Raw genomic sequence first — 24,800 nt, 5'->3', positions numbered from 1 at the left:
CAGGCACGGCCACCGGGCGGTCACCGGTATCGCGGACGGCACGAGCGCGGCCACCGGGCGCGCCGCACCGCCGCGTTCCCCGCCCGTCCCGCGGAGGCCCGTGGCGACGGGCCGCGGGAAGCGGAACGCGGTGGCGCACTGCCCGGCCGCGCATGCGCGCGGTCACGCGAGATCCACAGGTGTACAGGTGTGAGGGGCCGGACGGCCGTCGTCGGTTTCCGGTCCTGATAGGTCCTTGTCGATCCTTGGCGTTAGGGAAAGGAACGAGCGCTGATGCGCGAGATCCTCGGAAGGCGACGCATGACCCGCTGGGCGCTGCGGAACGCGGCGCTCACCTGCGCCACGCGGTGGAGGTGGCCCGTGCTGCCCGGTGTGGCGCCGCGGGATTCCAGGCGCCCGGCCGCACGCCGGTCCGGGCAGCCCGGGGGGCTCTGCTCCTGTCCGCGGCCCGACTGCGCCGTGCCCGGCGCGCACCCCTTCGATCCGGAACTGCTGGCCGCCACCACCGACGCCCGCATGGTGCGCTGGTGGTGGACCAACCGCCCCGGCGCCCCGATCCTGCTGGCCACCGGGGGGCGCGCGCCGTGCGCGCTGAGCCTTCCGGCGTCCGCGGGGGAGAGGGCGCTGGCGGAGTTCGACCGGCTCGGCCTGCGCACCGGCCCGGTGATCGCCACCCCGACCCGCTTCGCGCTGCTGGTCGCGCCGTACGACCTGGAGGAGCTGGGCGAACTGCTCTACGCCCAGGACCGGGTGCCCAGTTCGCTGCGGTTCCACGGCGAGGGCGGTTACGTTCCGCTGCCGCCGTCGCGCATCGGCACCGGGGAGGTGCGCTGGGAGAGGCCGCCGTCCGCGGGGGACGGCGGCGCCCCGTGGCTGCCCCGGATGGAACCCCTGGTGGACGTGCTGGTGCGAGCCAGTGCGGGAGCCCCGGACACCGGCAGCCGACTGGCGTACTGACGACCTGACGGCCGCGCGTACGGCGCGCGGCCGGGGCTTCGGGGGCGGTTCACTCGTACGGGTAGCAGCGAGCCGGAGTTGGAGGGAAACAGGCGCTCTGTCCCCCTGAGCGCCGTCTTCCTCCCGATATGTTCGGGGATCTCGGAAAACCCTTCCCTCTCCAGCGAGTTGCAGGTGGATCCCCCATGTATGAGCCGCAGCAGCGTGCCTCGAACCTCCGCGTGATCGCACTCGCCGGCACGGTGGCGCTCGCGGTGACCCTGCCGCTGGCCGCCGCGACCGCCGGGCCGGACGTGCCGGACGCGTCCGGCGGACGTCCCGCCTCCTCCCCCTCGCGGGCCTCCGCCCCGGAACCCTCCGCGCCCGCGTTCCTCCCGGCGCCCCGGCGGGAGGCCGGTCCGCCGGAGGTCACCGCCGTCTGCGGACCCCAGGCCTCGTCACCGGAAGGAGTGCGGGCCCAGACCTGCGTCCTGACCCGGAACGAAACGACTTGGGGACGGATGTACTACCGGAATACCACCGGTGAATCGCTGCGGGGGGCGCTGAGTCTGATGGGTCCCGACGGGGAGAGTGTGCACATGCCCTGCACCCTGCCCGCGACGGACCGGCCGGGTACGTGCGACACCCCGCCCAGGAAGACGGCGGAAATGCGGCCGGGCGGGGACGCCCATACGGCGGTGGCGGAGATCGGCGCTCCGGACGGGGAGGGGCTGCTGCTGCGGTCCGGCAGCAACTCCCTTGAAGAGAACGGAAGTTGAGCCGTGAACCGATGCCCGGGAGCGGGACGCGGAGGCGTCCGGACATGAAAAGACCCGGTCGCTGGCGACGGGGGATGCACCAGCGACCGGGCCCTTAAACGGTAACAAGCAATGGGCCGTTCGCAAATTCCATGGATCTCTTCAAGCCGTCCGTTTACCTGCGAGTACGGCTTGCTGTGACGCGAATCACCGTGCGAATGCCCGCATTCTCCCTCCGTAATTCATCCCTCAGTTGAGAGTCACCTGCCGATTGGTGAATCCACTGCGGGCCCGGCGCTCCTCAGCCGTCAGCGGAGCGGTGGCCGCCAGAGCCTCCGCGAGCCGTTCCGCGAAGGCCGCCGCGGGCTTCTCGCACTCCTCCGCGCCCATCGTGCCCGGCAGGTCCCAGACCGGTACCACCAGCCCGTGCGCGCGGAACGAGCCGACCAGGCGCGTGCCCTCCCCGAGCGACGAGGAACCGGCGGCGTGCAGCCGGGCGAGCGCGTCGAGCAGCCGCTCCTCGGGGTGCGGCATGACCCAGCGCAGGTGGTTCTTCTCCGGGGTCTCGCACCAGTACGCGGCCTCCACCCCCTCCAGGCGCGCGGTCGGCAGGGCGGCGGAGTTGGCCCGTTCCAGCGAGGCGGCCACCTCGGGGCTCTGGTTCCCGGCGTCCTCCAGCCAGAACTCGAAGCCGTCGTGCACCTGGGGCACGAAGGGCGCGTCGAGGTCCAGCAGGTCCTGCAGCCTCGGGGCGTCGGCCGAGGGACGTCCGGCGGTCACCGGAGTGCCCGGTTGTGCGGTCAGGGCCCGCCGCAGCACGTCGGCGAGGTCCCGGCTGACGTCACCGGAGGGCGTGTCGTTCTGCAGCCCGACCAGCACGGCGCCGTTGTCGCGGCGCAGCGCGGGCCAGGCCATGGGCAGGACGGTGGCGAGGGTCAGGGAGGGGACGTCCTCGGGGAGGCCGTCCCTCAGCTTCAGCGGCACGGTCGCGGCGGGCACCAGCTCGCGCAGCGCGACCCAGTCGCACTCCCCGGGCAGCCCCTCGAACGGCCGCCGGACCAGCTCGGTCACCGCCTGGGCGGCGGCCCGGCCGTGGCAGGCCTTGTAGCGGCGGCCCGATCCACAGGGGCAGGGCTCGCGGGCGCCGACGACGGGGACCTCCCCGTCGACGAGCTGCGGCTTGGCGGCCTTTGTCTGGAGGCGCTTCTTGGCCATGGCGTGCGGATCTCCCGGTCGTACGGACGCTGTCGGCGCGAGCCTAGTCCGTGGGGCCGGGGTCGTCCGCGTACGCGGAGCACGCCACCCGAAACGCCTACGCGAAGTCGTCCAGGTCCACCAGGTCGAAGTCCATCGCGGCGGAGAACCCTCCGTCGCCGGGGGGCACCACCGCCCAGACCGTCACCTCGCAGGGGTCGTCGCCGTCGCGCACACCCCAGTCACGGGCGAGGGAGGTGATGATCGACAGCCCTCTGCCGCCCCGCGCGGTCACGGACGGACTGGCCTGGCGCGGGCGGGTCGGGCCCCCGCCGTCCGTGACGGAGACGCGCACCCCGCCGTCCTCGGTACGGCCCCAGGCGGCGTACACGAAGTTCCCCGCGCCGAGCGGTCTGGCGTGCCGGTACGCGTTGCTGAGCAGTTCGGAAAGGACCAGAGCCGCGTCGTCGACGACCGCTTCCGGCGTTCCGGAGCCGAGAAGCTCCTCGCGCATCCGCCGCCGTGCCGCCCCCACGCCCGCGGGGCCGTGGGGTACGGCCATCGTCGACGACGTCGGCGCTTTCTGTGCAACCACCAACGCCACCCCCGAGACCTCCTTCTTCACCCCACGCCACGTGATGGATGCCCCTTTGTCCACGTGCGGAAACCGTACGGCACGTCTCCGTGGCGCAGCCATCGCACTCCGTGCACGACCCGCGGGACGCGAATGCGCCGGAGCACTCCCTACGGGCGCTCCCGGTCCGGCCGCTCCCGTTCCAGGAGGGCCAGTTGGGACAGGACGCGCCTGGGGCGATTGGTGATGATCGCGTCCACGCCGAGCAGGGCGCACAGTTCGACGTCCGCCGGATCGTCCACCGTCCACACGTGCACCTGATGGCCCATGCTGTGCGCATGTGCCACGTACTCGGGGTGGCTGCGCAGGATCCGGATGCTCGGGCCGGCGATCGCCACCCCCGGCGGCAGCCGCCCGTCGCGGTGGCGCGGCAGCAGGAACTGCATCAGGTAGACGGTGGGAATCCACGGCGCCGCGGCCCGCACCCGGTGCAGCGACCGGGCGGAGAAACTCATCACGCGCACGGGAATGGCCGGATCATGACGGGCGAGCACCCGCAGCAGCTCCTCCTCGACCTGCCCCGCCCAGCGGGTGGGATGCTTGGTCTCGATGGCCAGCTCCACGCGGCGGCCGGCGGAGGCCTGCTCCTCCACCAGGCGCAGCAGCCGCTCCAGGGTGAGGACGGACGTGTGCTCGCGGCTCTCCGTCTCCGGGGACTCCTGCGGATCGCTCCAGCCCTTCCAGGAGCCGAAGTCCAGGGCGGCCAGGTCGGCCAGCTCCAGCGCGGAGACGGCGCCGCGTCCGTTGGAGGTACGGTTGACCCGGCGGTCGTGCACGCACACCAGATGGCCGTCGGCGGTGAGCCGCACGTCGCACTCCAGCCCGTCGGCGCCGTCCTCGATGGCCCTGCGGTAGGCGGCCAGGGTGTGCTCCGGGGCGTCCTCGGAGGCCCCGCGGTGGGCGATGACGGAGATGGGGCGCCGTGATCCGGGCGACCCGCGGTGGACCTCGTAGCTCACCGCGTTATGGTGCCACCTCGTCCCCCACGCCGTGGACCGTCGTACCGCCCGGGCGCCACGCCGTCCGGACGGACGTGCTTACGCCGCTCTGACGTGCCGCGGGAGAAGCTGACGCCATACATCTGGCATACACCTGAATACGCGCCGCCCCCACCGGCGCGCGACTGTCGTGTACCTGAGGAGATAGCTGTGAGCACCGAGAACGAGGGCGCCGCCGAGAAGCCCGCGGCCGACGCCCCCGTGCCGCCCCCGCCGGCCGAGCGGTCCGGCGCGAACGACGCCGCCGCGCCCAGGACACCGACCGACGACTCCCCGGAGGACTACGACCTCCAGGCCCCCGCCCCGGCCACCGCCACCGCACCGGCGTCCGGGGACAGGGCGACCGCCTACCTGAGGAAGGTCGACCCCGAGGCCGCGGAGCCGCCTTCCGCACAGCAGCCGGCCCCGCCCGCCCCGCCCGCCCCGCCGTCCTCGGAGCCGGAGCCTGCGTCGGAGGCGCCCGCGCAGCAGCCCCCGCAGCAACCCGCTCAGCAGCCCGCCCAGCATTCCCCGCAGCAGGACCAGGCCCGGACGGCGCAGGAGGCGGCGACGCGGGAACTGCCGTCCCAGCCCCCTGCCGCCCCGCCGTCCGCCGCCCCGCACCCCCCCGCTCCGCCCGTCCAGCAGTACACCGGGCAGTGGGGCACGCCGGGCGGCTACGACGGCCACGGCACCACGCCGCCCCCCGTCCCCGGAGCACCCGCCGGCCCCGCCTCCCCGTGGGGCTTCCCGCCCGTGCCCCCGCAGCCGGAGAAGAAGCGGAGGTTCGGCGGCCTCATCGCGGCCGTGGCCGCGGCGGCCCTGCTGGCGGGCGGCGTCGGCACGGGCGTCGGCTACTGGGCCGCCGACCGCGTCAGCAGCGGCACCTCGACGACCATCTCCTCCGACGGAGACCTCGAACAGGCCGACCGCGCCCCCGACTCCGTGGCGGGGATCGCCGCCAGGGCCCTGCCCAGCGTGGTGACGATCGAGGCCGAGGGCGGCGACGAGAGCGGCACGGGCACCGGCTTCGTCTACGACAAGCAGGGCCACATCATGACCAACAACCACGTGGTGGCCAGCGCCGTCGACGGCGGCCGGCTGACCGCGACCTTCTCCGACGGCCGGAAGTACGAGGCCGAGGTCGTCGGCAGCGCCCAGGGCTACGACGTCGCCGTCATCAAGCTCAAGAACGCCTCCGGCGCCAAGCTCACCCCGCTTCCCCTCGGCAACTCCGACAAGGTCCAGGTCGGCGACTCGACGATCGCGATCGGCGCCCCGTACGGCCTGTCCGGCACGGTCACCACCGGCATCGTCAGCGCCAAGAACCGCCCGGTGGCCTCCAGCGACGGGCAGGGCTCCCAGGCCTCCTACATGAGCGCCATCCAGACGGACGCCTCCATCAACCCGGGCAACTCCGGCGGCCCCCTCCTCAACGCAGAGGGCGCGGTGATCGGCATCAACTCCGCCATCCAGTCGGCGGGCAACGGGCTGGGCCAGGGCGGGGCGGGCAGCATCGGCCTCGGCTTCGCCATCCCGATCAACCAGGCCCAGCGCGTCGGCAAGACCCTGATCGAGACCGGCGAGCCGGTCTACCCGGTGATCGGCGTCCAGGTGGACCTCCGGGACCTGGGCGACGGCGCCCGCGTCATCGAGGAAACCGGCGACGGCAGCGAACCCGTCACCCCGGGCGGCCCGGCCGACAAGGCCGGCCTGCGGCCGGGCGACGTGATCACCAAGTTCGACGACGTGGTGATCGACAGCGGTCCCACCCTGATCAGTGAGATCTGGACCCACAAGCCGGGTGAGAAGGTCTCGGTCACCTACGAGCGCGGCGGCAGGGAGAACACCGTCGAACTCACTCTGGGCTCCCGCCGGGGCGACTGACGAACCGGCTACGCTATCCCCACGCCGCACCGTGCGGTGCGGCGTGGGGAGGCTTGCCCGAGCGGCCTAAGGGAACGGTCTTGAAAACCGTCGTGGTGGCGACACCACCGTGGGTTCAAATCCCACAGCCTCCGCAGGTAAACGGCCTCTGACCAGCGCATATGGTCGGGGGCCGTTGCTGTGCCCGCTGCCCGTCGGTGACCGCCGTTCCCCGTGGTTCCCCGTCCGATGGGGCACGGAAGGGGCACGGGCTATACGAGGTCGGCGGAGCGACTTTGGGCGGGAGCTGCCTTGGGGCGAGAGATCGGGGGCCCTTACGCTGGCCCGCGAATCGGGCTGGCTCCTGGCCTGCCCGCAAGTGCCCGATCTGGGCCCCCGATCTTCGAGGCTCGCCCCAAGGTGGCTGCCTAAAGTCGTCGGAGCCGACCGGGCCCAGCCACCGCGGTTCTCTCGTTGGTGGTCGCTCAGCCGCGCGGCCGGCGGGCGCCGGGGCGGAGCGGGGCGAAGACAGGAGCGCAGGCCCGGCGGGGAGCCGGGCCGCGCGCGGCGAGCGTGAGCGAGCCGCCTTGATGACGTAGAGAAATCCGTAACAGAGCTATGTGGCCCTCTGGAACAGGGCGCCTGACCGACGGTGCTCCAGGTCGACCATCCTGACGAGGGTGAAGCCCTGGCTCTCGTAGTAGCGGTGGAGTTCAGGGTTGGTCTTCCAGGCGTCCAGGCGTAGCCACGCCTTGCCTTGCTGGGCGGCTCGCTTGGCGGCCCAGTCGAGCATGGTGGCTCCGAGGTTCTTCCCTGCCGCTGCTCGGCTCGTCGCCATGCGGTGGACGTAGAGCGCGCTGTCAGGGTCGTCGGCCTCGGTCCAGAACTCGGGGTCGGCGTAGTCGTCCACGGTGATCGTGCCGACCGGGCGGCCCTCCTCGTCGACTGCCAGGAAGCACTCACCGTGCCGGATGGCCTTCCGGATGCGATCGCGGTGCGGCGGGAACTGCCATTGATCAATCCCGCGTGAGGCAAGCCACTCGGACGCCTCGGTGAGAAGTGCCTCGACGGTCGGCAGCTCCTGGGCTGTCGCGGGCCGGATGCGAACTCCGCTCATGACTCGTCGGCGGGCGTCTCGCGGCGCCGCTCGTAGGAGATCACGTGCCGGTCGCCGGGCAGAACGGTGATCGCCACCCGGACCGGCTTGCCCTCCTCGGTGTACCCGGTGCACACGTGGTAGCCGATCGGCGTTCCCGGCGCCAGCTCTAGGCGCCGCACCTCGTCGGGGGTGGGCATGCGGACGTACAGCTCATCGATCGCCCGCACCTGGCGGTAGCCGAGGCTGGCCAGCACCTCGTTCGCGCCCTCGGCGATGCTCTCGGGCCGCATGATCGGGGTATCCCGGACCAAGTCCAGCGGGAAAAAACTGTCGTTGATGTTGAACGGTTCGCCGTCCAGGTACCGGACTCTGCGGCGGGCTACGACGAGCTGCCCGGCTTTGAGCTGGAGCCGCTTGGCGACTTCGGCAGTCGGCTCGGCAATGCTGACCTCTATGGTCTGCTCGGGGTCGCGGCCCTGGTGCTCGGTCATGAAGGCGTCCATCTCCGGCGTGTACGGCCGGGGACGGAACTCTGCCTGAGGCCGGAAGACCATCGGCTTCCGCTCGCGGACGAAGTACCCAACGGGCCGCTTGGAGACGATCAGCCCCTCGTTGACGAGGATGTCCAGCGCCGCGCGGACCGTGCCGCGGGTTACGCCGTACTCGTCGGTGAGCTGGGCCTCTGTCGGCAGCTTGGCACCGGGCGCGAGCGTGCCGTCTGCGATCTGCTGGCGCAGGTCGTCAGAGATCTGCTGCTTGTAAGTGCCGCGTCCGACCTTCTTGACTGCCATGCCTCCCATGTAACCGCCGCGCAGTCTGCATTGTCCAGTCAATGTGGCCAAAGGTCTTGACGTGGACCACTCGGGGCGTCAACATCTGAACTGTTCGCATTGTTCAAACAATGCAGACGTTGTTCTGTTCCAGAGGGCGGCGCACCTACCGCCAAGCAGACCGCCGCCCTCCTTCGCCCCTTACGGGAGGTTCCATCATGCCTGCTGCCCCGGTTGCGTCGCATGTCTCACCCGCGTGGGTCCCGGCCGATGACGACCGCTGCTCGGACTGCTCCGGGATCGGTATCGCCGCTGACGTTGATGGGTCGCTGACTGGGACAGTCGGCACGCTGGTGCTGTGCGCCTGCTCGGGCGGCCTGGAACTGGGCCGGAACGCCGAGCGGTTGGGTATCTGCGCCGACTGTTCCGGCACCGGAGTGGAGATCGACACGGACGGGTCGCTGACCGGCACGGCCGGTACCCCGGTGCTGTGCTGCTGCGTGGGCGGTGCTGCGTGACGGTCTTTCCTGTCGCCCCTGAGGCCGTGGCTGATGTCGCGGCCTCTTGTGGTACCGACCCGGTCACCCTGGCCGACCTGCTGCGGGTGGTCAACACGCCCGGCTTCGACCGCTGGCAGGAGCAGGTACGCCGTACTGGCGGCTGCTCCAACCCGATCCACTTGCAAGGGTGGACGGTCACCAAGGATCGAGCCACCGGCCAAACGCTGTACTCCTACTCGACCGAGGACGAGCCGGGTGGTCGGCTGCGGGTGGCGTGCGGCAACCGGCGGGCTTCGCGCTGCCCCTCGTGCGCCTGGACCTACGCCGGGGACGCCTACCGTCTGATCCGGGCCGGGCTGGCGGGGGATGAGCGCATGGGCATCCCCGCTACCGTCTCGACGCATCCGGGGGTCTTCGCCACGCTGACGGCTCCCAGCTTCGGGCCGGTGCACAACCGCCCGGACTCCGGCCGGTGCCGCTGTGGCGCTGTTCATGGCTCGGATGATCCGGCCCTGGGCACGCCGCTGGATGCCGAGCGGTACGACTACGCGGGCGCGGTGCTGTGGAACAACCACGCCGGGCAGTTGTGGCGGTACTTCACCATCTACCTGCGCCGCCAGGTTGCCAAGCTCGCCGGAATCACCCAGGCGGCGATGCGGGATGTGTGCCGGGTCTCCTTCGGCAAGGTCGCGGAGTTCCAGAAGCGCGGGGCGGTGCACTTCCATGCCATCGTCCGCCTCGACGGCCCTGGTGGCCCCGGCTCGGCTCCTCCGGCCTGGGCCACGGTCGAGCTGCTGGACGCGGCGATCCGGGCGGCGGCTGCCCGGGTACGGCTGGAGGTTCCGCCCGCCGGCGCCCATCCGGCCCGCGTCCTGCGCTGGGGCCGACAGGTGGACGTGCAGCCGATCGGCACCGACGGCCAGGAGCTGACCGAAGCGGCTGTCGCCGCCTACGTGGCCAAGTACGCCACCAAGGCCGCCGAGACCACCGGCACCGTGGATCGCCGGATCGGGGAGCTGGGCGAACTGGACCGGGTGCCCGGCCTGCCCGCCCACACCCGGTGCCTGATCGAAGCGTGCTGGGGGCTGGCAGAGGACTACCCGGATCGCAAGCTGCGGGAGTGGGCGCACATGCTCGGCTTCCGCGGCCACTTTCTGACCAAGTCCCCGCGTTACTCCTCGACCTTCGCCGAGCGCCGCAAGGTCCGCGCCGACTTCCGCGCCCGCCAGGAACGGCAAGAGAGGGGTCTGCCCGAATCCGGCGACGATGCGGAGGGATCCACGCTGGTCCTCGCGCACTGGACTTACGCCGGGCACGGCCACACGCCGGGTGAATCGTGGTTGGCGGCCTCCATTGCACAGGACATCCGGCTCAACCGGGAGATCGCCCGCGAAGCACTCGCAGAACTCGAAGCACAGGGGGAGGACAAGACATGGACCGACTGCTGACCGTGGAGCAGGTCGCCGAGCTGCTTGGCACGACCGTGCGTTTCCCTCGTCGGCTGGTCGAGGAACGCCGGATCACCTTCGTGAAGGTCGGCCGACACGTCCGCATCCCTGAGAGTGCCGTGCGGGCCTTCGTGGAGGAGAACACCGTACGGCCGGTGCAGCGGTACGGGCGCCGTCTAGGGGCGGTGGCCTGATGCCTCCGAAGCGCAAGCGGCGTCGTGGATTCGGGCGGGTACGCAAGCTCCCCTCGGGGCGCTACCAGGCGCGGTATCCGGGGCCTGACGGCGTCCTCCGCCCGGCGGACCGGACGTTCGCCACAGTGGCCGATGCAGACCTCTGGCTCGCCCGAAAGCGGGTTGAGATCGAGGAAGGGCGCTGGCTCGATCCGGAGCAGGGGCGGACGACTGTGGAGGACTGGGGCGCTCGCTGGCTGGCCTCGGTGGCTCCTCAGCTCAAGCACAAGACCCAGGCGTCGTACCGGTCGCTGATCAACTCGCGGATCAATCCGGCGCTGGGCGGCCGGGAGCTGTCCAGCCTCCGGCCGATCACGGTTGCCGAGTGGGTTGCCCAGATGAAGCGGGACGGACTCAGCGCCTCGCGCATCCGCCAGGCGTACCGGGTGCTGTCGCAGATCATGGCGTCGGCGGTGGACAACGGGCTGATCCCGGCCTCGCCGTGCCGGGGCGTGCGCCTTCCTCGGATGCCACAGACCGAACCGCACATTCTGACGCCGCTGGAGGCGTCACGCATCGTCCGGCACGCCGCCGCACCGCATGACCTGCTGATCGCGCTCCTGGCGTTCGCCGGTCTGCGGGTCGGTGAGGCGTTCGCGCTCCGGCGGGGAGACATCGACGTTTCCGGCCGCCTGGTCCTCGTTGACGAGAACCTGGCCGAAGCGAACGGCGCGCTCGTCTTCGACACGCCCAAGTCCCATCAGAAGCGGGCGGTGACGCTGGCTCCCTCGCTGGTGAAGCGGCTCGCCGCGTACCTCGACGGACTACCCGGCGGCGATGACGCGCTGCTGTTCACCAACCGGTTCGGCCGGCCGCTGCGCTACAACCAGTGGCGCAAGGCGCACTTCGATCCGGCGGTCTCGGCGGCCGGGCTGACCGATGTCACTCCACACGACCTTCGGGCCTCGCACGGGAGCTGGGTTGCCGACCGGTACGGCGTGATGACCGCGGCTCACCGCCTCGGCCACTCCAACGCGAGCGTGACCACTCGCCACTACGCCCGGCCGATCGCCGGTCGTGATGCCGAGGTCGCCACCGCGTCGGACTCCTGGCTCATGGGGCATGACTCGACACGAGGGGCACGGGAAGGGCACGACAGCGATCCAGCGGGCGAGGATGGCCCCTCCTCGGGCTCCTGACCAGCGTCAACGGTCACTCCGCCGACCTTCGGCGAGAGATCTTGAAAACCGTCGTGGTGGCGACACCACCGTGGGTTCAAATCCCACAGCCTCCGCCGAGGTGAACGAACCAGCAGGTCAGAAGGGGTGCCCCTCCTCAGGGGGCACCCCTTTTGCGTTCGCCCTGTCTCACCCCGGACCGCCCGTATCCCGCCGTCGACCAGCGCGTGTGGGCCATGTGCGGGCCAGGGCTTGCGCGTGCTCGGCGAATCCTCGGTCGATCAGCTCGTTCATGCGCTCCTCCTGGCCGTCGAGCACCTTGGCGCAGTAGCGCTGGGGCACGGCGATGCTCTGGCCGGCCCGGCGGACAGCGGCCACCGGGCACCGTTCGTTGTGCCGCAGTGGTCCGGGCCCGTCGCTCCGTTCGTTGCTCGGCCTCCGCCCGCCGGGCTCGGCGGTCGAGCGGGGAGGTTGCCGTCAGGGTCGCGGCGTGCGCGGAGACGTGTGTGCGTGGTGCGAGGAGCGGGTCAAGCGGCCTCGTCGGCGGCGGAACTAGTGCTCGCGGACGCACCGTTGGAAGTTCTTCCGGACGGTCCGAGTGGCACGGCTTCTGGATCGGTTGTGACCGTCGCACGGGGCTGGAGCCGCCGGGGCGGGAAGGCGGGGTGAACAATGCCACATCGGGGATGGACGTGCGCGTACAACCACTGATGCCGCTCATGGGTCGAACAGAACGACTCGCGCGACTGTGCCGCGCCGTCGTCTCTGATCGTGCCTGTTCGCTGCCCGTCGGCACCGCTCATGGCACTTGGCCCTGAAGGGGTTTTCATGAAGCTTCGCCACGTGCTGGCGACCGCCGTCGCCTCGGCCGTCATCGCCCCCACCGCGCTGCTCGCCGCGCCCGCCGCCTACGCGAACGAGGCACCGCCCTCGGAAGCCTCCACCGGGAACACCGCGACCGAAGCCACCACCGGGGACCCGGCCGAGGGGACCGAGGGCGCCCCGGAGGCCGGGGAGGCGCCGGGGACCGAAGAGAACGGGAAGGGGACCGGGGAGGCCCCGAAGACCGGGGAGAACGGGGAGGCCTCGGAGCCCGGGGAGACCACCGGCGAGGAGGAGAAGGCCGGCAACGACTCGCCGGAGGGGCAGGAGGAGACGGAGAAGGGGGAGACGGAGCAGGAGGAAGAAGAGAAGGAGGAACAGGAGCAGGAAGAGGAAGAGGAGTCCACGCAGCCTCCCGCAGATGACCCGTCCCAGGACGAGGGTCCCCTGGAGTGCGTCGACGGGGAGGAGTTCCACATCGACGAGGACCTGCTCACCGGCCTCTCCGGCCTGCCCTCCAAGGTCGTCGCGGGCAGCGGCTTCCACAACTTCAAGCTCAACGTCACCAACAAGTCGGACAACGACTACCGGCGTGTCGACCTCGGTGTGTTCACCGCCCAGATCGACGAGGGAAACTGGGACGTCACCACCGGCCACCTGACGGTGCAGTACCAGGACCCGGCCACCGGAGCCTGGAAGAACATCTCCCTCGACGAGAACGACGAGGGCTCCGGCCACATCGGCTACACCGAGGTCAAGGCCCACACCACCTACAGCGTCAACCTGCGCCTGAGCGTGGACGCCTCGGCCCCCGCCGGTCTGGGATTCGCCGTCACGATCGGCATGTACGCCAACGACGCGGGCGAGTGCGTCTACTCCGGGGACGACAGCTACTACGAGTTCGAGGTCCTCAAGTCCGGCTCCCAGAGCGGCCAGGTCCCCGACGCCAAGCCGCAGGGCGGCGCCAAGAAGCCGATCCCGCCCGTCAAGCCCGCGGGCGACAACAGGATCGAGCCGAAGGGCACCCTCGCCGAGACCGGTTCGTCCTCCGCGCTGCCGACGATCGCCGTGATCGGCGGTGTCGCCATGGCGGTGGGCGCCGGCGCGGTCTTCCTCGTCCGCCGTCGCCAGACCACGGGCACGCGGGCGGCTCTCTGACCGCCGGCGCACCGTGCAGGAGGGAGACGGGCCGCGCCCACACCGGGCGCGGCCCGTCTCTCTGCCTCCGCGGCCTGCGGGAACACGGGAGCGGTCCGCCCGCTGGGGCTCCCGGTGTCGCCTCGCCGTGAACGCAGGGGGTCTTGTGGTTGCACGGGAGGTTTATCGACACATCGTCATTCGTGCGAGCGAATGGGGCTTTGGTGATGCTTCGCCGGTTTCCGGGTGGGGCAGCCTTGCTGCGCGACGTCGTTGACCGGAAGCGCACGGCACAGGAGGGCAAACATGGCAGCTACCCGCACCGTCCGCCTCGCCGCGGAGGTGCGTTCGCTTCACCGGCTCCGGTGAGCCGGGGGCGCGGGCCGGGCGGGGAACCGGCCGGCGCCCGATGGGAGAAGGGATGGGTGGTGCGGCCGTACTCGGGGAGTACGGCCGCACCGCCGTGCGCGCGGGGAGGGGTGGACGGGGAAACCCTGATCCGGAGCGCTCCTCCCTCCCCCTGGGGGAGGTGCGGAACGGGTGGCGCCTCCAACCTGAGGGGGAGCCGGTATCGGCACCTGTGGCCGATCCGGGGGGAGTCCACCGGCTCATAGCGTGGTGCCATGACGACGCATGGCACCACCGCGACCGTGACGCCGCTGACGTTCACCTCGTACGTCCGGGCGCGCAGGCCCGTACTGCTGCGCGCGGCGCGCTCGCTCACCCCCGATCCGTGCGACGCCGAGGACCTGCTCCAGACCGCTCTGACCAAGACCTTCCTGGCGTGGGAGAGGATCGAGGACCAGCGCGCGCTCGACGGCTACGTGCGCCGTGCCCTGGTCAACACGCGCACCTCGCAGTGGCGCAGGCGCCGGGTGGACGAGTACTCCTGCGAGGAGGTGCCGGAGCCGGAGCCGGCGCCCGTGGCCGACCCCGCCGAGCAGCAGACCGTGCGCGACGCGGTGTGGCGGGCGGTGCTGAGGCTTCCGGAGCGGCAGCGGGCCATGGTCGTCCTGCGGTACTACGAGGACCTGAGCGAGGCACGGACCGCCGAGGTGCTGGGGGTCTCGGTCGGCACCGTCAAGAGCGCGGTGTCGCGGGCGCTGGCCAAGCTCCGCGACGACCTGCGGCTCGCGGCGGACCTGTCCGGGGGCATGGAGGACGGGCGGAACGGGGAGATCGCGGGGAACGGCGGGCCCACGCAGGGCGGGGAGACCGCGCCGCGCCGGGGACGCACCGGAACCGGGCAGCGGTACGGGCTGAGCGCCGCCGCCTGAGAGGGGGCGTCCGCGGGACGCCGGAGCACAGGACCGGAGCACAGGGTCGGCGCACCGGGCCGACATACCGGCTCCCCGCCTAGTGACATACCGACCGGTCGGTGGCAGTCTTCCCAGGGAACGCCAGCGTTACCCACACGTAGCGCCCGCATAACTCGGGAGGCCCCGGTGCTGAGCACGATGCAAGACGTACCGCTGACCGTCTCGCGCATCCTGCGCCACGGAAGCACGGTCCACGGAAAATCGCGGATCACGACCTGGACCGGGGAAGGCGAACCGCAGCGCCGCACGTTCGCGGAGGTCGGCGCCCGCGCCGCCCAGCTCGCCCACGCCCTGCGCGACGAGCTCGGCGTGGCCCGCGACGACCGCGTGGCCACCCTGATGTGGAACAACGCCGAGCACGTCGAGGCGTACTTCGCCATTCCGGCCATGGGTTCGGTCCTCCACACCCTCAACCTCCGGCTCCCCGGCGAGCAGCTCGCGTGGATCGTGGGCCACGCCGCCGACCGCGTCATCCTGGTCAACGGCTCGCTGCTGCCGCTGCTGGCCCCGCTGCTGCCGAGGATGGAGACGGTCGAGCACGTCGTGGTCGTCGGCCCCGGCGACACCTCCGTCCTGGAGGGCTGCCGGCCCGCCGTCCACGAGTACGAGGCGCTGATCGCCGGGCGGCCCACCGCCTACGACTGGCCGGAGCTGGACGAGCGCACGGCCGCCGCCATGTGCTACACCTCCGGAACCACCGGCGACCCCAAGGGCGTCGTCTACTCCCACCGCTCCATCTACCTGCACTCGATGCAGGTCAACATGGGCGAGTCCATGGGCCTGACCGACGCCGACACCACCCTGCCCGTGGTGCCGATGTTCCACGTCAACGCCTGGGGCCTGCCGCACGCCGTCTTCATGACCGGCGTCAACCTGCTGATGCCGGACCGCTTCCTCCAGCCCGCCCCGCTCGCCGAGATGATCGAGTCCGAGCGCCCCACGCACTCGGCGGCCGTCCCCACCATCTGGCAGGGGCTGCTGGCCGAGCTGGCCGCCAAGCCGCGCGACATCTCCTCCCTCAAGCACGTCACCATCGGCGGCTCGGCCTGCCCGCCCTCCCTCATGGAGACGTTCGAGGAGAAGTACGGCGTGACGGTCGTCCACGCCTGGGGCATGACCGAGACCTCCCCGCTGGGCACCGTCGCCCACCCGCCGGCCGGACTGAGCGCCGAGGAGGCACGGCCGTACCGCATCAGCCAGGGCCGCTTCCCCGCCTCCGTCGAGGCCAGACTGATCGGCCCGGACGGGTCCGAGATGCCGTGGGACGGTGAGTCCGCCGGTGAGCTGGAGGTGCGCGGGCCCTGGATCGCGGGGGCGTACTACGGGGGCGCGGACGCCGAACCCGTCCGCCCCGACGACAAGTTCAGCCCGGACGGCTGGCTGCGCACCGGCGACGTCGGCGTGATCACCCCGGACGGCTACCTGACGCTGACCGACCGCGCCAAGGACGTCATCAAGTCCGGCGGCGAGTGGATCTCGTCCGTGGAACTGGAGAACCACCTCATGGGCCACCCGGCCGTCGCCGAGGCCGCCGTCGTGGCCGTGCCCGACGAGAAGTGGGGCGAGCGCCCGCTGGCCACGGTCGTCCTGAAGGAGGGCGCGGGCGACATCTCCTACGAGGAGCTGCGCGAGTTCCTCGCGGACAGGGTCGCCCGCTGGCAGCTCCCCGAGCGCTGGGCGGTGATCCCGGCGGTGCCCAAGACCAGCGTCGGCAAGTTCGACAAGAAGGTGCTCCGGGCGCAGTACGCCAAGGGCGAGCTGGACGTCACCAGGATCTGAGCGCCCGGAGCGGGCGGCGAGGCGCCGCCGCGACGGCGGCGGGCCGGTCCGGAATCCCGGACCGGCCCGTTCCGTTCGGCTTTCCCGCCGGCTCTCTAGTTGGCCCCGATCTTGGCGAGCAGATCCACGATGCGCGACTGCACCTCCGCGCTCGTGGACCTCTCCGCGAGGAAGAGGACCGTCTCGCCGGACGCCAGGAGGTGCAGCTCGTCCGGGTCGATCCCGGCCGAGGTGTAGACGACGAACGGGGTGCGGTTGAGCATGCCGTTCACCCGCAGCCAGTCGATGATCCCGGCCCGGCGGCGGCGTACCTGCATCAGGTCCATCACCACCAGGTTCGGCCGGACCTGGGCGGCGACCTGCACCGCGTCCGCGTCCGAGGGGGCGTGGGCGACCTGCATGCCGCGCCGCTCCAGCGTCGCCGCGAAGGCCTCCGCGACCTCGGCGCGCTCCTCCACCAGCAGCACCCGCGGCGGGTGCTGCTCGCTGTCGCGCGGTGCCAGTGCCTTGAGGAGGACGGCCGGATCGGCGCCGTACGCCGCCTCCCGCGTCGCCTGTCCCAGCCCGGCCGTCACCAGTACCGGCACCTCGGCGGCGACGGCGGCCTGGCGCAGCGACTGCAGGGCGGTCCGGGTGATGGGACCGGTCAGCGGGTCCACGAAGAGGGCCGCCGGGTACGCCGCGATCTGGGCGTCCACCTCCTCGCGGGAGTGGACGATGACGGGACGGTAGCCGCGGTCGGTCAGGGCCTGCTGCGTGGAGACGTCCGGCTCGGGCCACACCAGCAGCCGGCGCGGGTTGTCCAGCGGCTCGGGCGGCAGCTCGTCGTCGGCGGGCGCCGGAACCGACGACCCGTGGCGGCCGGTGACCTCGACCGCGCCGCCCGGCCCGTCCAGCGGCTCCGGACCCTCGGCCCCGGCCTCGGGCGCGCCGATCGCGAACTCGCGCCCGCCGGACGTGGCGGTGTGCGGCGCGGCCGGGACGTGGGGGAGCTGCGGCTGGGGGGTGTGCGGGGGCGGAGGCGCGGCGGTGGCACCGGTCGCACGCTCGCCCTCGGCCGGAGGGGCCGCGAGCTTGCGTCGGCGGCCCGGTCCGGCGGACGGAGGGGCCGCGGTGCCGGGAGCGGGTGCGGGTGCGGGCGCGGGAGTCTGGGTGGAAGCGGGCGCGGGCGCCTGGGCGGGAGCGGGGGTCTGGGCGGCGGGCTGCGGCGGAAGCGCGTGCTGGCCGGAGTGCTGCTGCCCGTGCTGTGCCTGCTGCGGGACGGGGTACTGCCCCGAGGGCGCCCCGTTCGCCTGCCGGGCGAAGGGCACACCCTGCCCCAGCGTGCGCACGCTGACGCCGGACGAGCGTTCCGGGGCCGCCTCGCTGCCCGGCATGGGCAGCGCACGCTGCCGGGGCGGGGCGGCGGGCGGCACGGCGCCGCCCAGGATGGGGCTGGCCGCGACCACGGTGAGGTCCGGGCCGGGCTGCTCGGCGCTGTCGGCGCGGCCGTGCTCGGCGGACTCCTCCGCGGGCGCGACCGAGCCCGCGGGCTCGGGGGAGGACGCGTCCGGTCCGGGGGAGTGCTGCGGCACCTCCTCGGCGGGCGGGACGCGGCGGCGGCGCCCCGTCGGCCGGTCCGTCCGGGGCGGGACGGCGGCCTCGGGGACCGTGAGCCCCGCGGGAGCGGGAGGCGCGGCCTGGCCCTGCTCCGGAGCCTGGCCCTGCTCCGGAGCCTGGACGGGTTCCGGAGCCTGTGCGGGGGCCTGCTGCGGCGGGGCCGGTGCGGGAACGGGCGGCATCGCGAACGCCGTGCGCTCCGGAGCCTGGGTCCGGGCCTGGGCCTGGGCCTGGGCGGCCTCGGCCTCGGCGACCCGCCGCGCGCGCCGGCCGCTCGGCCTGGTCTGCTGCTGGGGGAAGGGGTGAACGCCCGTCCCGTTCACCGGCTGCTGCGCCACCGCGTGCTCGCCGGTGTCCGCGCCGCCGTCCGCGCGCTCCTCGACCGGTGCCAGCGCACGCCGCGCCCGGCGGCGTCCCGTGCCGGCCGGGACCGGCACGGCACCGCTGTCGCCCTCCGGCGCCGCGGGTGCGTGCGCGGGCGCCTGCTCCGGGACGGGCGCCTGCTGCGCGGGTGTCTGCTGCGCGGGTGTCTGCTGCGCGGACGCCTGCTGTGCGGGCGTGTCCGCCGGAACACCCGTGGGAGGGGCCACCGCGTTCGCCGGAACACCCGCGGGAGCACCGGCGGCGGGACCCGCGGGCAGGGCGATCGCGCCGCCGACGCGCGCCCCGGCGTCCCCGGGGGCGGAACCGTCCGTACCGGCCGCCGGGGCGCCCGCCGCGGCGGCCTCCCCCGCGGCGTCGGTGTTCCCCGTGTTTCCCGTGTTCCCCGCGCCGCGGGCGGGCCGCTTCACGACCGACGGGTCCGGGGAGCCCACCGGCACCTCCAGGACGTAGGCGCTGGCGCCCCCCGCCCCCGGCACCTCGTGGGTCTGGAGGACACCGCCGTGCCGCTTCACGATGCCGCGCACCAGCGGCTCGTGCACCGGACTGCCGCCGCCGTACGGGCCGCGCACCTCGATCCGCACGACGTCCCCGCGCTGGGCCGCGGCCACCACGATCGTGGAGTCGCCGGTGGCGGCCCCCTGGGCGCTGCCGGTGACGTCCACGCCCGCGACGTCCGCCACCAGGTGGGCCAGGGCCTGCGCCAGCCGCGCCGGGTCGACCTCCACCGCGACCGGCGGGGCGTGCACGGCGAACTGCACGCGTCCGGGGCCGATCAGCTCGACCGCGCCCTCGACGCCGGCCGAGACGACCTCCTCCAGGGAGACCGATTCGAGGCGGAGCTTCTCGCCGCCGGAGTCCAGCCGCTGGTAGCCCAGCACGTTGTCCACCAGCGTGGTCATCCGCGCGTAGCCCGCCGCCAGGTAGTGCAGGATCTGGTTCGCCTCCGGCCAGAGCTGGCCGGCCGGGTCGGACGCCAGCCCGGCCAGCTCGCCGCGGAGCTGCTCCAGCGGTCCGCGCAGCCCGTTCTCCAGCAGGGAGACGAGCTGCCGGTGCCGGGCCGCGAGAGCGTCGTAGGCGGTGCGGTCGGTGAAGGCGAGCACCGCGCCGACGAGCTGGTCGCCGTCCCGCACGGGCGCGGTCGTCAGGTCGACCGGGATCGCGCGCCCGTCCTTGGCCCACAGCACCTGCCCGCGCACCCGGTGCTTGCGGCCCGAGCGGAGGGTGTCCGCGAGCGGCGTCTCCTCGTAGGGCAGGGGGCTGCCGTCGGGCCGCGAGTGGTGCACCAGCGGGTGCAGCTTCTTCCCGCCCAGGTCGCTCGCCCGGTAGCCCAGGATCTGGGCGGCGGCCGGGTTGACCAGGACGACCCGGCCCTCGGTGTCCACGCCCACCACGCCCTCGGCGGCGGCGCGCAGGATCATCTCGGTCTGGCGCTGCTGCCTCGCCAGCTCGGCCTCGGTGTCGATGGTGCCGGTGAGGTCGCGGACGACGAGCATGAGCAGTTCGTCGCCGGTGTAGCTGTTGCCGTGGTCGGCGTAGGCGGCCTCGAAGGGGGACTCGTAGGGGGTGCGCCCGTCCTCCAGGTTGGCGCTGGTCACCTCGGCCATGAACTGGGTGCCGTCGGTGCGCCGCGCCACCATCCGCGTCGGCCTGGTGCGGGGGTGGGGGACGTCGTCGGGCCGGCGCATCGAGCCGGGGATGAGCTTGGAGTCGAAGTCCGGCAGCAGGTCCAGGAGCCCGCGTCCGACCAGGGCCGTGCCCGGCGTCTCGAACAGTTCCAGCGCGATGCTGTTGGCGTTGACGACCGTGCCGTTGCAGTTCACCAGCAGCAGCGCGTCCGGCAGGGCGTCGAGTATGGCGGCGAGGCGAGCAGCGCCTCGGGATGGCCTGCTGCTCACGACGACGCATCCTCCCTGCTGACCATCTGGTGCTCCGTGACAGCACCAGGGACGCGGTCGGTGTGCCGTTCTCCTGTGCGTGCCACCAGAGGGGAGTCTACGGGCAGCGGTGGGGGAAGCGGCGGCGGATGCGTGGGGACGGTGGGGAGAACGTGGGGCCGAGCCCGTGCCGGGCGTATGAGATCCGTCACGTGCCCAGGCCGGGGAGAGCCGGCACGAGCGCGTCCCAGCGCGCGATCTCGCAGCCGTCCGTCCGGTCGAAGACGGCCTCCACCGGGCTGCCGCGCCACCTTCCGGTGACCCGCGCGGTCGCGGGACCGCCGTACACCTGGGCGCACACGGAATCCCCCGGGACGGGCGCCCACGGGTCGCCCGGTCCCCGGGACGCCCGGTCGAGGGCGCCGCAGGCGGCGAGGGGGTCGGGGTGGCTGCCGCCGGCCGGACGGCATTCGAGGGTGTACGTCCGGCGGGACTGCCCCACTCCCTCGGCGGCCGCCCCGTCCCCGGTGACGGTGATGACGAGCTGGTCCTGGTGGGCGGGCGGCACGATCGGCTTCGGCCAGGGCCAGGGGCGGGCGGCGGCGGGCATGGCGACGGCGGTCAGCGCGGCGGCTCCGGCGAGGACGGCGGCGGTACGGCGCAGCATGGCGACTCCTGGAAGTGGTGCACGGGCGGATCCGCGGGAGTGCGGATCTCTTCCTCCCCCACCCCCCTTCAACGCGCCACCGCGCGCGCCGTTGCGCACCTCCACCCGCCCGTCCCAATCACCGGCCCGCCACCAGGGGGAAAGGACTTTGCCCGGGAGACCGTCGGCCGGGTAACGTAGGTGCCGATTGGAGACAGCCCCCAGGCTGTGCCATCATCTGCACACGCACTGCAACACCATGGTGCGTGGGGAGGCTTCGCCTAGTCTGGTCTATGGCGCCGCACTGCTAATGCGGTTTCGGGTTACCCCCGATCCCGGGTTCAAATCCCGGAGCCTCCGCTCGGTCTTCACGATCGTTGAAGCCCCGGCCCGCAGGGCCGGGGCTTCTTTCGTGCCCGGCTCCCGTGTCCCAGTTTCCGTGCTCGCCTCCCGTGTCCGGACGGTTCAGGACCGCGGCTGGGCGGCGGGGGTTCCGCGAGAGGGCGCCGGTGAGGCGGTGTCGGGGTATCTCCGGGGTGTTTCCGCAGGTCAGAGCGTGTCTGCCAAATGGATTTCGCCTCTGGGCGAAGGTCATGTAATGTTGTTCCCGCAACGACGACCGGGCCGAAAGGGCCGGGAGGTCAAGCGCTCGTAGCTTAACGGATAGAGCATCTGACTACGGATCAGAAGGTTGCAGGTTCGAATCCTGCCGAGCGCGCAGCAGGTGGAGGCCCTGCCGGGAGACCGGCAGGGCCTCCGTCGTATGTGTGAGGCGATGGCACCTCCGGCCCTTCCTTATCAGGGCGCCGCCCGAGGGTGAACGGGGGTCGGGCTCAGGTGCGGCGGCGCTTGGGGCGGGGCGGAGGGCCGTGGAGGCGGACGAGGGCCTCGCGGACCGCGACACGGCCGGCCTCCCGGAAGGATCCCTCATGGGAGTCGATCTCATGGATGCGGATGTTCCGCAGGACGACGGCCACCGCCACCGTGGTTCCGTCCGGAAGGCGGGTCAGTTCCTCGCGGATGCCCTCGGCGAGCGCCGCGTGGAAGGAGACCAGTTCCCCGGGGAGGCAGGTGCCGTCGACGGTGGCGTTGCCGGCCACTTCGAACGCGAAGCCTTCCTCCCACGGCTCGAAGTCCACCGTGACGTCCGCGAAGTCGCAGGGACAGCCGGCCTGACGCACGTACTTCGCCCGGACGCCGCGGATCGGGCGGGGCGGGAACGTCGTGGCTTCGGAGGCGTCCACGGGATGACGGTAGCCCACCGAGCGGCGGCTGTTCACCGGTATCGGCAGCTTGTCGTACTGCGATGTTTCCCGTGAAACATCGCCTCTGTCCGGTGAAGTCCGGTCCGGACCCGGAGGCGGGGGCGGGGGAAGGCCCCGGCGGGCGCCGGGGCCTTCCCTGTCGGTCGGAGTGATCGGCGGGCGGGTCAGACCGCCGACTTCTCCGTGGCGTCCGCCGCGCCGTCCGCGTCCTGCCGCAGGTCGACCGCCGTCCGGAGCGGCACCTCCTTGACGAGGACCACCAGCACCAGCGCGATCACGGCGATCGGAGCGGCATAGAGGTAGATGTCGGCGACACCGTGGCCGTACGCACTCTCCACGACCGTGCGGACCGGGGCCGGGAGCGCGTCCAGGTCCGGGATGGCGCTGCCGTCGCCGCCGGTCGCTCCGCCGGACGGCAGACCGAGCCCGGCCATGCCGTCGTCGATGTAGCCGGTGATGCGGTGGGCCAGGACCGCGCCCAGGGCGGAGACGCCGACCGCGCCGCCGAGCGTGCGGAAGAAGGCGAGCACGGAACTGGCGGCGCCCAGCTCGGAGAGGGCCACCTGATTCTGGGTGGCCAGGACCAGGTTCTGCATCATCATGCCGACGCCCGTGCCCAGCAGCGCCATGAAGAGGCCGACCTTCCAGTACGGGGTGTCGTGCCGCATGGTGCCCAGCAGACCGAGTCCGGCGGTCAGCAGCACGCCGCCGGCGACCAGCCACGCCTTCCACTTGCCGGTCCGGGTGATGACCCAGCCCGAGAGGGTGGAGGAGACGAACAGGCCGACGATCATCGGGATCGTCATCACACCGGACATCGTCGGCGACTGGCCCCGGGCGAGCTGGAAGTACTGACTGAGGAAGACGGTCGCGCCGAACATGGCGATGCCGACGAAGAGCGAGGCCAGCGCGGTGAGGGTGATCGTGCGGTTGCGGAACAGCCGCAGCGGGACGATCGGCTCGGCGGCGCGCGCCTCGACGAGGACGAAGACCGCGCCGAGGAGGAGGGAGGCGCCCACCATCGCGTACGTCTGCCAGGACAGCCAGGCGTAACTGTCCCCGGCCAGCGTCACCCATATCAGCAGCAGGGAGACGGACGCGGTGATGAGCGCGGCGCCCGGCCAGTCCACCCTGACGTTCTCCCGCCTGATCACCGGCAGGTGCAGTGTCTTCTGCAGGACGAGGAGGGCGACGAGTGCGAACGGCACCCCGACGTAGAAGCACCAGCGCCAGCCGAGCCAGGGGGTGTCGGTGATGACGCCGCCGAGCAGGGGTCCGCCGACGGTGGCGACGGCGAAGGTCGCGCCGATGTAGCCGCTGTACCGGCCGCGCTCACGCGGGGGGATCATGGCGGCGATGATGATCTGGGACAGCGCGGCCAGACCGCCCGCTCCCAGGCCCTGCACGGCGCGGAAGGCGATCAGCGTGCCGGTGTCCTGGGACAGGCCCGCGCCGGCGGAGGCCAGGACGAAGAGGACCAGGGCCGCCTGGACCAGGACCTTCTTGCTGTAGAGGTCGGCGAGCTTGCCCCACAGCGGGGTGGAGGCGGTCATGGTCAGCAGTGAGGCCGTCACCACCCAGGTGTACGCGCTCTGGCCGCCCCCCAGTTCCGAGATGATCTCGGGCAGGGCGTTGGAGACGACCGTCGAGGACAGGACCGAGACGAACATGCCGAGCAACAGCCCGGACAGCGCCTCCATGATCTGCCGGTGCGTCATGGTCGCCGTGTCGGCGTCATCCGCGGCGCGGGATCGACCGTCGTTCCGCGGGTTCGGTGGTGTGGACGTTGCCATGCGGTGCTTGTTTCCCTGCTCTCTTCCGGCGGACGTCGTGTGGTGCCGAGTCCCGTGGGAGTACTTCCGGAGCGCCCGGGATTCCGGACGGTCCCCGGTGGTGGCGCCGTCCGGCGAAGCGGCCGGACGGCCGTGTCTCTCAGGGGTGCGTGGTGGTGTCGTCGGGCTCCGGGACGCCGTGCTGTTCGTACTCGCCGAAGTCGGCGCGCAGCCGGGCCAGCAGCTCGGTGAGGCGGACCACGTCCTCCTCGGACCAGTTGCGGAGGCGGTGTGCGAGGGCCTCGGTGGTCCGCCGGTGCATCTCCGCCAGCAGCCGCTCGCCGTCCCCGGTGAGCCGCAGCAGCCGCCCCCGGCCGTCGACGGGGTCGGGCCGGCGGTCGACCCAGCCGCGGTCGACGGTGTGGGCGACGTGGCGGCTGGCGACGGACATGTCGACGGCCATCCGGTCGGCGAGCCGGCTCATCCGCATCTCGCCGTACCGGCCCAGGATCATCAGCACGACCGCCACCGCGGGCGGGCAGTCGGAGGGGAGGGAGCGGGCCAGTTCGCGCCGGACGGCTCCGATGGAACCGAGTTGCCGGGCGAGTTCCTCGTACGGATCGGAGTACGGGTCTGAGTGCGGATCGGTCTGGGGCACCCGGCGCCTCCT

The 24,800-nt window shown here is 72.4% G+C and carries 18 protein-coding genes, 3 tRNA genes and 2 pseudogenes; 13 read left to right on the top strand and 10 right to left on the bottom strand.

Translation table 11 applies throughout. The annotated features are described in order from the left end of the window. The first annotated feature begins 273 nt into the window (after positions 1-273). A complete protein-coding gene (locus ABD358_RS01020) occupies positions 274-957 on the top strand; it encodes a bifunctional DNA primase/polymerase (RefSeq protein WP_344628838.1) in 684 nt (227 codons plus the stop codon). 185 nt (positions 958-1,142) lie between these two features. Beyond that, positions 1,143-1,715, top strand: a complete 573-nt coding sequence (locus tag ABD358_RS01015) for a hypothetical protein (protein WP_344628837.1) — start codon at positions 1,143-1,145, stop codon at positions 1,713-1,715. 228 nt (positions 1,716-1,943) lie between these two features. Here ABD358_RS01015 and ABD358_RS01010 read toward each other — a convergent pair whose 3' ends face one another. The 3 genes from ABD358_RS01010 to ABD358_RS01000 form a co-directional block, all read right to left on the bottom strand. Further along, complete coding sequence (locus ABD358_RS01010) at positions 1,944-2,909, bottom strand: DUF5926 family protein (protein WP_344628836.1); 966 nt, start codon at positions 2,907-2,909, stop codon at positions 1,944-1,946. A 97-nt stretch (positions 2,910-3,006) separates the two neighbouring features. Then, complete coding sequence (locus tag ABD358_RS01005; protein ID WP_344628835.1) at positions 3,007-3,585, bottom strand: ATP-binding protein; 579 nt, start codon at positions 3,583-3,585, stop codon at positions 3,007-3,009. 47 nt (positions 3,586-3,632) lie between these two features. Next, positions 3,633-4,481, bottom strand: a complete 849-nt coding sequence (locus ABD358_RS01000; protein WP_344628834.1) for a glycerophosphodiester phosphodiesterase family protein — start codon at positions 4,479-4,481, stop codon at positions 3,633-3,635. Between the two features lie 189 nt (positions 4,482-4,670). On the opposite strand from ABD358_RS01000, the gene ABD358_RS00995 reads away from it, so the two are divergent. Together ABD358_RS00995 and ABD358_RS00990 are read left to right on the top strand one after the other, a co-directional pair. Beyond that, on the top strand, positions 4,671-6,386 hold the full coding sequence (locus ABD358_RS00995; protein WP_344628833.1) for a S1C family serine protease: 1,716 nt from the start codon (positions 4,671-4,673) through the stop codon (positions 6,384-6,386). Between the two features lie 47 nt (positions 6,387-6,433). Next, positions 6,434-6,520 (top strand) — tRNA-Ser (locus ABD358_RS00990). Between the two features lie 461 nt (positions 6,521-6,981). Here ABD358_RS00990 and ABD358_RS00985 read toward each other — a convergent pair. Together ABD358_RS00985 and ABD358_RS00980 are read right to left on the bottom strand one after the other, a co-directional pair. Continuing rightward, the gene (locus ABD358_RS00985) at positions 6,982-7,482 is read right to left on the bottom strand and encodes a GNAT family N-acetyltransferase (RefSeq protein ID WP_344628832.1); all 501 of its coding nucleotides are present in this window, start codon (positions 7,480-7,482) and stop codon (positions 6,982-6,984) included. Further along, complete coding sequence (locus tag ABD358_RS00980; RefSeq protein ID WP_344628831.1) at positions 7,479-8,264, bottom strand: GntR family transcriptional regulator; 786 nt, start codon at positions 8,262-8,264, stop codon at positions 7,479-7,481. Before ABD358_RS00980 ends, ABD358_RS00985 begins: the two co-directional genes overlap by 4 nt. Positions 8,265-8,452: 188 nt before the next feature. On the opposite strand from ABD358_RS00980, the gene ABD358_RS00975 reads away from it, so the two are divergent. The 7 genes and pseudogenes from ABD358_RS00975 to ABD358_RS00945 all read left to right on the top strand — a co-directional run bounded on the left by ABD358_RS00975 (position 8,453) and on the right by ABD358_RS00945 (position 16,590). Further along, positions 8,453-8,752 carry a hypothetical protein gene (locus ABD358_RS00975; RefSeq protein ID WP_344628830.1) on the top strand — a complete coding sequence of 100 codons (300 nt, stop codon included), beginning with the start codon at positions 8,453-8,455 and terminating at the stop codon, positions 8,750-8,752. 26 nt (positions 8,753-8,778) lie between these two features. After that, complete coding sequence (gene repSA, locus ABD358_RS00970; protein ID WP_344628829.1) at positions 8,779-10,182, top strand: replication initiator protein RepSA; 1,404 nt, start codon at positions 8,779-8,781, stop codon at positions 10,180-10,182. After that, the gene (locus ABD358_RS00965) at positions 10,167-10,376 is read left to right on the top strand and encodes an excisionase family DNA-binding protein (protein WP_344628828.1); all 210 of its coding nucleotides are present in this window, start codon (positions 10,167-10,169) and stop codon (positions 10,374-10,376) included. The genes repSA and ABD358_RS00965 overlap by 16 nt, the downstream gene beginning before the upstream one ends. Then, positions 10,376-11,554 (top strand): tyrosine-type recombinase/integrase, encoded by a 1,179-nt coding sequence (locus tag ABD358_RS00960; RefSeq protein ID WP_344628827.1) that lies wholly within the window; start codon positions 10,376-10,378, stop codon positions 11,552-11,554. Before ABD358_RS00965 ends, ABD358_RS00960 begins: the two co-directional genes overlap by 1 nt. A gap of 807 nt (positions 11,555-12,361) precedes the next feature. Further along, positions 12,362-13,513 carry an LAETG motif-containing sortase-dependent surface protein gene (locus ABD358_RS00955; protein WP_344628826.1) on the top strand — a complete coding sequence of 384 codons (1,152 nt, stop codon included), beginning with the start codon at positions 12,362-12,364 and terminating at the stop codon, positions 13,511-13,513. A gap of 602 nt (positions 13,514-14,115) precedes the next feature. Then, positions 14,116-14,628: pseudogene (locus ABD358_RS00950) on the top strand (SigE family RNA polymerase sigma factor); the annotation flags it as partial. 309 nt (positions 14,629-14,937) lie between these two features. Beyond that, positions 14,938-16,590 carry a long-chain fatty acid--CoA ligase gene (locus ABD358_RS00945; protein ID WP_344628825.1) on the top strand — a complete coding sequence of 551 codons (1,653 nt, stop codon included), beginning with the start codon at positions 14,938-14,940 and terminating at the stop codon, positions 16,588-16,590. Between the two features lie 95 nt (positions 16,591-16,685). Here the strand turns inward: ABD358_RS00945 and ABD358_RS00940 are convergent, their stop codons facing one another. Both ABD358_RS00940 and ABD358_RS00935 read right to left on the bottom strand, forming a co-directional pair. After that, positions 16,686-20,468 (bottom strand): response regulator, encoded by a 3,783-nt coding sequence (locus ABD358_RS00940; protein WP_344628824.1) that lies wholly within the window; start codon positions 20,466-20,468, stop codon positions 16,686-16,688. A gap of 187 nt (positions 20,469-20,655) precedes the next feature. Then, positions 20,656-21,114 (bottom strand): SSI family serine proteinase inhibitor, encoded by a 459-nt coding sequence (locus ABD358_RS00935; RefSeq protein WP_344628823.1) that lies wholly within the window; start codon positions 21,112-21,114, stop codon positions 20,656-20,658. A 249-nt stretch (positions 21,115-21,363) separates the two neighbouring features. Between ABD358_RS00935 and ABD358_RS00930 the strand changes: the two genes are divergently transcribed. Together ABD358_RS00930 and ABD358_RS00925 are read left to right on the top strand one after the other, a co-directional pair. Beyond that, a tRNA-Ser gene (locus tag ABD358_RS00930) sits at positions 21,364-21,453 on the top strand. Positions 21,454-21,738: 285 nt separating this feature from the next. After that, a tRNA-Arg gene (locus tag ABD358_RS00925) sits at positions 21,739-21,811 on the top strand. A 115-nt stretch (positions 21,812-21,926) separates the two neighbouring features. On the opposite strand, the gene ABD358_RS00920 is transcribed toward ABD358_RS00925, so the two are convergent. From ABD358_RS00920 to ABD358_RS00910, 3 genes and pseudogenes are all read right to left on the bottom strand, one after another. Then, on the bottom strand, positions 21,927-22,337 hold the full coding sequence (locus ABD358_RS00920) for a hypothetical protein (RefSeq protein ID WP_344628822.1): 411 nt from the start codon (positions 22,335-22,337) through the stop codon (positions 21,927-21,929). Between the two features lie 200 nt (positions 22,338-22,537). Then, a pseudogene (locus ABD358_RS00915) lies at positions 22,538-24,076 on the bottom strand (MDR family MFS transporter); the annotation flags it as partial. A 214-nt stretch (positions 24,077-24,290) separates the two neighbouring features. Beyond that, the gene (locus ABD358_RS00910; RefSeq protein ID WP_344628820.1) at positions 24,291-24,788 is read right to left on the bottom strand and encodes a MarR family winged helix-turn-helix transcriptional regulator; all 498 of its coding nucleotides are present in this window, start codon (positions 24,786-24,788) and stop codon (positions 24,291-24,293) included. Positions 24,789-24,800 lie beyond the last annotated feature (12 nt).

This window comes from Streptomyces glaucosporus (assembly GCF_039533345.1).
In the GTDB taxonomy this organism is placed as follows: Bacteria; Actinomycetota; Actinomycetes; order Streptomycetales; family Streptomycetaceae; genus Streptomyces; species Streptomyces glaucosporus.
The sequence above is the reverse complement of the archived record's forward strand: the minus strand, read 5'-3'. Positions and strand labels throughout refer to the sequence as shown.